The organism is Brevundimonas sp. (assembly GCF_050729455.1).
Taxonomy (GTDB): Bacteria; Pseudomonadota; Alphaproteobacteria; order Caulobacterales; family Caulobacteraceae; genus Brevundimonas.
The window spans coordinates 1-6,852 of record NZ_JBOHLI010000089.1 but is presented as its reverse complement, the minus strand read 5'-3'; the positions used below and the strand labels follow the sequence as shown (position 1 = coordinate 6,852).

5 protein-coding genes are annotated in these 6,852 nt (G+C 68.3%); 4 read left to right on the top strand and 1 reads right to left on the bottom strand.

Features of this window, described 5'->3' with window-relative positions:
- Positions 1 to 1,977, top strand: a 1,977-nt coding sequence (locus tag ACREEF_RS15180) for an alpha/beta hydrolase family protein (RefSeq protein ID WP_431566403.1), incomplete at its 5' end; no start/stop codon positions are given.
- Between the two features lie 140 nt (positions 1,978 to 2,117).
- Here the strand turns inward: ACREEF_RS15180 and ACREEF_RS15175 are convergent.
- Entirely contained in the window at positions 2,118 to 3,008 is an 891-nt protein-coding gene (locus ACREEF_RS15175) for a LysR family transcriptional regulator (protein WP_431566402.1), read from the bottom strand.
- Positions 3,009 to 3,111: 103 nt separating this feature from the next.
- Here ACREEF_RS15175 and ACREEF_RS15170 point away from each other — a divergent pair, with 103 nt between their 5' ends.
- From ACREEF_RS15170 to ACREEF_RS15160, 3 genes are all read left to right on the top strand, one after another.
- The gene (locus ACREEF_RS15170; protein WP_431566401.1) at positions 3,112 to 5,280 is read left to right on the top strand and encodes a malate synthase G; all 2,169 of its coding nucleotides are present in this window, start codon (positions 3,112 to 3,114) and stop codon (positions 5,278 to 5,280) included.
- A 220-nt stretch (positions 5,281 to 5,500) separates the two neighbouring features.
- Positions 5,501 to 6,085, top strand: coding sequence for a hypothetical protein (locus tag ACREEF_RS15165; protein ID WP_431566400.1), 585 nt, complete (start codon positions 5,501 to 5,503; stop codon positions 6,083 to 6,085).
- Between the two features lie 237 nt (positions 6,086 to 6,322).
- Positions 6,323 to 6,852, top strand: a 530-nt coding sequence (locus tag ACREEF_RS15160) for a hypothetical protein (RefSeq protein ID WP_431566399.1), incomplete at its 3' end; no start/stop codon positions are given.

Sequence of the window (6,852 nt, the reverse complement as noted above, 5' to 3'; positions counted from 1 at the left end):
CGCCGCCTGACCGGGCCGAGCGTCAACGCCGCCGCCGGTTCGGGCTTCAGCTGGCTGCCGGACGCTTCGGGCCTGCTGGTGCAGGCCGTGCCGGCCGGCCGTCGCGCCGCGCCCGACGTGACGCGCCCGCCCTCGGGGCCGACCGTGGCCGAGACCGGTGGTCGCGCGGCGCCGGTGCGGACTTATCAAGACCTGCTGGCCGACGCGGACGACGAGGCCCTGTTTGACCACTACTTCACCAGCCAACTGACCGTCGTGCCGCTGAACGGCCGCGCCCGGACCCTGGGCCAGCCGGGCGTCTTCCTGAACGCCTCGGTGTCGCCGGACGGCCGCTTCATCCTGCAGACCCGCGCCAAGAAGCCCTACTCCTATGTCGTGCCAGCCAACCTGTTCCCGGCGGACGTCGTCATCACTGACCTGAACGGGCGGGAGGTGCATCGCGTCGCCGATCTGCCGCTGCGCGACAACGTGCCGACGCCGTTCGACGCCGTGGCCCCCGGCCCGCGCGCGGCCCAGTGGCGGGCCGACGCCGACGCCACCCTGGTCTGGGTCGAGGCTCAGGACGGCGGCGATCCGCGCACTGCCGCCGAGGTGCGCGACCGCGTCTTCATGCTGCCGGCGCCCTTCAACGACCGCCCCCGCACCCTGATCGACCTGAAGGAGCGCTATTCCGGCGTGCAGTGGGGCCGAGACGACGTGGCCATCGTCAACAGCCGCTGGTTCAACACCCGTCACGAGACCCGCACCCTGGTCGACCCGTCGAACCCCGGCGCGGACCGCGTCCTGACCGATCGCAATTATCAGGACCGCTACAATGATCCGGGCTCGGTGGTCGTCGAGCCGAACGCGCGCGGCCGCGCGGTCATCCGCTTCACCGCCGACGGCTCCAGGGTCTTCGTCGAAGGCGAGGGCGCCACGCGTCAGGGCGAGTATCCCTTCCTCGACACCCTGGACCTGAAGACCGGCGAGACGGAACGTCTGTGGCGTTCGACCCAGGGCGAGTTTGAAACCGTCGTCGGCATTCTGGACGAGAACGGCCGCAAGCTGGTCACCTATCGCGAGAGCCGCACCGATCCGGCCAACCTGCGCCTGCGTGACCTGGACGGCGGCGTGACGCAGCTGACCCAGTTCCCCGATCCAGCCCCGCAACTGGCCGAGGTGAAGCGCGAACTGATCACCTATACCCGCGACGACGGGGTCCAGCTGTCGGGCACGCTGTATCTGCCCGCAGGTTACGACAAGGATCGCGACGGCCCGCTGCCGCTGCTGATGTGGGCCTATCCGGCCGAGTTCACCGACGCCGCCGTGGCCGGCCAGGTGGTGGACACCGAAAACCGCTTCGTGCGTCCGGCGGGCATCAGCCACTTGTTCCTGCTGACCCAGGGCTACGCCATCCTCGACAACCCCTCCATGCCCATCGTCGGCAAGGACGGGGCCGAGCCGAACGACACCTACATCGAGCAGCTGTCGGCCAGCGCCAAGGCGGCGGTCGATGCCGTGGTGGCCCTGGGCGTCGCCGACCGCGAGCGGATCGCCGTCGGCGGCCACTCCTACGGCGCCTTCATGACGGCGAACCTGCTGGCGCACACCGACCTATTCAAGACCGGCATCGCGCGTTCGGGCGCTTATAACCGCACCCTGACGCCGTTCGGCTTCCAGTCCGAGCAGCGCTCCTACTGGGAGGCGACCGAGACCTATAACGAGATGTCGCCCTTCGCCTACGCCAACAAGGTCAATGAGCCGATCCTGCTGATCCACGGCGGGGCTGACGATAACTCGGGCACCTTCCCGGTGCAGTCCGAGCGTTTCTATGCGGCGCTGAAGGGCAATGGGGCGACGGTGCGCTACGTCGTCCTGCCGCTGGAGGCCCACGGCTATCGCGCGCGGGAGTCGGTCGGCCACACCCAGTGGGAAATGGCCGCCTGGCTGGACCGCTATCTGAAGCCGAAGGCGACGGCGGCGGCGGCGGCGCAGTAAGCCTCTTTCCTCCCCACTTTGTGGGGAGGGGGACCACGAAGTGGTGGAGGGGGCGGCACAGGCGGTTACCGTGGAGTCGCCCCCTCCGTCACGTCGCTATCGCGCCGCGCCACCTCCCCATGGAATGGGGAGGAAAGATTCTATCTGTCCCATTCTGGCACATCGCCGTACAGGCCGGACAGGAAGTCGATAAAGGCCCGGACCCGGTTCTCGGCGCGGGCCCGCCCGGCGGTCAGGGCGAAGATGGCCACGTCCGAGGCCCCCGCATACTGCGGCAAGACCCGCAGCAACCGCCCGTCGCGCAAATCCTCGCCCACGTCCCAGGTCGAGCGCAGGGCGATCCCGGCCCCCGCCAGCACCAGTTCACGCGCCACCTCCGACGAATTGGTCCGCACCCGGCTGCGGGCGCGGAAGGTCACGGGGCCGTCGGGGCCTTCCAGCCGCCAGGCCGACTGGTTCTCGGCCGCCAGCTGGGCGTGGTGTCGCAGATCATCCAGTGTCTGCGGCGCGTCATGGCGGGCCAGATAGGACGGCGCGGCGCACAGGACGCGCCGGTTCGGGGCCAGCCGATGCATGGCCGGATCGCCCGCCTCATAGCTGCCGATGCGCACCGCCACGTCCACGTCCTCGGCCATCAGGTCGACGAAGGCGTCGCTGAGGTTCAGCTCCAGCGTCAGCCGGGGGTGGGCGTCGAGGAAGGGCGTCAGCAGCGGGGCCAGACGCCGCCGCCCGAACGAGGTCGGGGCTGAGACCCGCAGCAGGCCGCGCGCCTGGGTGGTGCGCCGCGACACCAAGGCCTCCAGATCCTCGACCCCGTCCAACAGCTGCATCGCGCGGTCATAGACCAGCCGTCCCGCCTCGGTCGGGGCCAGGCGACGCGAGGTGCGCTCGATCAGCCGCACCCCTAGCCGGTCCTCCAGCCGCGCCAGCCGCCGCGAGGCCACGGCGGGCGACAGGTCCAGCCGTCGGGCGGCGGCGGACAGGCTGCCTTCCTCCAGCGCCCGGACGAAGATCTCATACTCGGCCAGCATGGCGCGGTCTCATCGTTGCGATTTAAGCAAAGATAACCGTCGATCTTCGTCGTGGCTAGGCGGCGGGCGCGTCGCTAGGTTTGAGGCTCAAGGAGAAGCCGCCATGTCCACCACCTATGTCCGCCACGGAAGCCTGAGCGTCGCCGCCGAACTGGACGCCTTCGTGCGCGACGAGGCGGCGCCCGGCACCGGCGTCACGCCCGACGCCTTCTGGGCCGGGGTGGAAGGGCTGCTGACCGAACACGCGCCGACGAACCGCACCCTGCTGGCGCGCCGCGACGAACTGCAGGCGCAGTTGGACAGCTGGCACCGCGCCCATCCGGGCCAACCGGACCCCGAGGCCTATCAGGCCTTCCTGCGCGAAATCGGCTACATCGAGCCCGAGCGGGCCGACACGCGCGCCGAAACGGCCAATGTCGATCCCGAGATCGCGACCATGGCCGGGCCGCAGTTGGTCGTGCCTCTGACCAATGCTCGCTATCTGCTGAACGCCGCCAACGCGCGCTGGGGCAGCCTGTATGACGCCCTCTACGGCACGGACGCCCTGGGCGCGGCGCCCAAGGGCGGCGGCTATGACCCCGAGCGCGGGGCCAGGGTCATCGCCCGCACCCGCGCCCTGCTGGATCAGGCGGCGCCGCTGGCGGTCAGTTCGCACGCCCAGGCGACGGGCTACCGCGTCGAGCATGGGCGTCTGGTCGTCACCCTGGACGGCGGGATCGAGACGGGTCTGGCGAGCGCGGACGCCTTCGTCGGCCATGCGGGCGAGGCGATGGCGCCCTCGGGCGTTCTGTTGCGCCACAACGGCCTGCATCTGGAGATCGTCATCGACCGCGAGCACGCCATCGGCCGCAATGACCCGGCGGGCGTGGCCGACGTCGCAGTCGAGGCGGCCCTGTCGGTCATCGCCGACGCCGAGGATAGCGTCGCGGCCGTGGACGCCGAGGACAAGCGGCTGGTCTATTCCAACTGGCTGGGCCTGATGCGCGGCGACCTGTCGGCGGGCTTCGTCAAGGACGGGCAGACGATGCAGCGGCGCATGAACGGCGACCGGGCCTATACGGCGGCGGACGGTTCAGCCCTGTCGTTGAAGGGGCGCAGCCTGCTGATGGTGCGCAACGTCGGACTGCACCTGACGACCGACGCGGTGCTGGACGGGGAGGGGCGCGAGGTCCCCGAGAGCCTGATCGACATCGCCATGACCGGCCTGATCGGCCTGCACGACCTGAAGCGCCCGGCGGATCAGCGCAACAGCCCGGCCGGCTCCATCTATGTGGTGCGGCCCAAGATGCATGGCTCGGAGGAGGTCGCTTTCACCGACGCGGTGTTCGGCGCGGTCGAGGCCATGGTCGGCCTGCCGCCGCTGACGCTGAAGATGGGCATCATGGACGAGGAGCGCCGCACCAGCGTCAACCTGGCCAACTGTATCGCGGCGACCCGAGGGCGGGTGGCCTTCATCAACACTGGCTTCCTGGACCGCACCGGCGACGAGATCCATTCGGTGATGGAGGGCGGGCCGGTCGTCCGCAAGGAGGCGATCCGCAACACCGGCTGGATCAAGGCCTATGAGGACCGCAACGTTGACATCGGCCTGAAGGCGGGACTGGCGGGTCGCGCCCAGATCGGCAAGGGTATGTGGGCGGCGCCCGACCGCATGGGCGAGATGCTGGCGACCAAGGCGGGCCATCCGCGCGCCGGGGCCTCAACCGCCTGGGTCCCGTCGCCGACGGCGGCAAGCCTGCACGCCCTGCACTATCATGAGGCCGACGTCTGGGCGCGTCAGGCCGAGATCGCTGAGCGTCCCGCCACGGGGCTGACGCCGCTGCTGACCCCGCCGTTCGCGACCGAAACGCCAAGCGCCGACGAGATCCGGCAGGAACTGGACAACAACGCCCAGGGCATCCTCGGCTATGTCGTGCGCTGGATCGACCAGGGTGTCGGCTGCTCCAAGGTGCCGGACATTCACGACGTCGGCCTGATGGAAGACCGGGCCACGCTGCGCATCTCCAGCCAGCACCTGGCCAACTGGCTGCGCCACGGCGTCGTCACCGAGGGCGAGGTGAGGGCGGCGTTGGAGCGCATGGCGGCTGTGGTCGATCGTCAGAACGCGGGCGACCCCGCTTATCGTCCTCTGGCTCCGGCCTTCGACGGCCCGGCCTGGAACGCCGCCTGCGACCTGGTGTTCAAGGGTCGCGAGCAGCCCAACGGCTATACCGAGCACCTGCTGACCGCGTGGCGGCGTCGCGCCAAGGCGGGCAGGTCTGACCTGCGCTAAAACGACGCTTTCCCAAAATGGGGCAATCGCTTGCCAAAGCTTAACGGCGCTCGTAGAACGGCGTCCGTTAACGTTTCATTAACCCTTGCGGCTAGGGGCTGACGTCCTGCCTGCTTCAGGGGTGTGCCAAAATGGGATGGCACGTCTCTTGGAACGCTGACCAACGAACCCCCACCTTGTGGCGGGGGGCGCCGCGACGTGCGGCTTGGGGAGGCGAACAGTGGGCATGTTTCTGACCACTTCCGATGCGGGGCGCGCTGTGAGCGTGCGATCGGCTGCGCGGACGTGCGCGGCTCTGAGCGCTGTCGTGATGGTGGCTGCTGCGGGCGCGGTCCGCGCGGACTCCATCGAAAGCGCGTCGGGCTTCGACGTGGCTGTGACCGGCCGGATCGTGTCCGACTGCCGTCTGTCCGGCGGCGGCACGATCGACCTGGGCGAGCTGACCGGCAACGAGGTCGTCGCCGCCGACTTCAGCCTTCGCTGCAATGTTCCCTTCGATATCAGTTTTGAATCGGCTCGCGGCGGTTTGGCCCATGTCACCAAGCCGCGAGGCGAGGGGCCGTTCGCCGGCACCCTGGGCTACACGCTCAACGTCGCCGTGCCGACCCTGGCGCCGCGAGACGGGATGATGAGCGCCGCCTATTCCAGCGCCGATCTGATGGCGCGCAAGACCCTCTCGAGCGGCGACGCCATCGCGGCCGGCGGGGGGCGCCTGCAAATTCGCACGCAGCGACCGCAAGGCGCCGGTTTGCTGGCTGGCGAGTATGTCGAAGTCTTGAATGTAACTCTTCAGCCTCGAGTTTAGTGATTTTGTGTAAAGATCGTCAGTTGTTGGTATCTGTGTCATGTCTTGTAGTGAAAAATGACCTATCTTTGCGGTAATTCAGTTTTCGCCTGTTAGGCGAATATATTGATTTCACTAAAGAACGTTGTTTTTCTAGTTGACATAACTTTTTACATTTCGTTAGCGTCTCGGCCAGATCGGGGAGATTTCTCTATCTCGGTCGATAGAATTGTCAGAACCTCACTTGGAGAATTTGTTGTGAAGATCGTTACGCTTCTGGCCGGCGTCGCCGCCGTCGCCCTGACCGCCTCGGCCGCCTCGGCCGACACCATCAACCGTGGCCAGATCACCGCTCCGGTGTTCGGCATCCCGGTCACCTTCAACAGCCCCGGCTTCGTGACCGGCCTGACCGGCTGGTCGGCCGCCGACAACCGCGCGAATTCGCAGAACGGCGCCGCCGCTCTGTCCTCATGGCACGCCACGGGCGGCTCGCAAGACAACAACGGCACGGCGTCGAACAGCGACGGCGCGACCTTCACCCTGAAGGGCGCGGTGTCGACGGACTGCGCCTACTACTCGGGCAGCAGCAACTCGCAGACGATCGACTTCGGCACCATCGGCATCTACGCCTCGGACAACACCGGTCCGGCCGCCGCCTTCGACATGACCGCCGCCGCCAACGTCACGATCGACAGCAACCTGGCGGGCTGCAACACCTCGAACCGCGTCACCCTGTCCAAGTCGGACATCCGCGGCCTGGTGAACAACAGCGCCGCTGGCTACGACAC

What these genes read in the sequence shown, in the direction of transcription:
- ACREEF_RS15170 (WP_431566401.1), top strand. Translation starts at nt 3,112, where the DNA reads ATGTCCACCACCTATGTCCGCCACGGAAGCCTGAGCGTCGCCGCCGAA.
- ACREEF_RS15175 (WP_431566402.1), bottom strand. Translation starts at nt 3,008, where the DNA reads ATGCTGGCCGAGTATGAGATCTTCGTCCGGGCGCTGGAGGAAGGCAGC.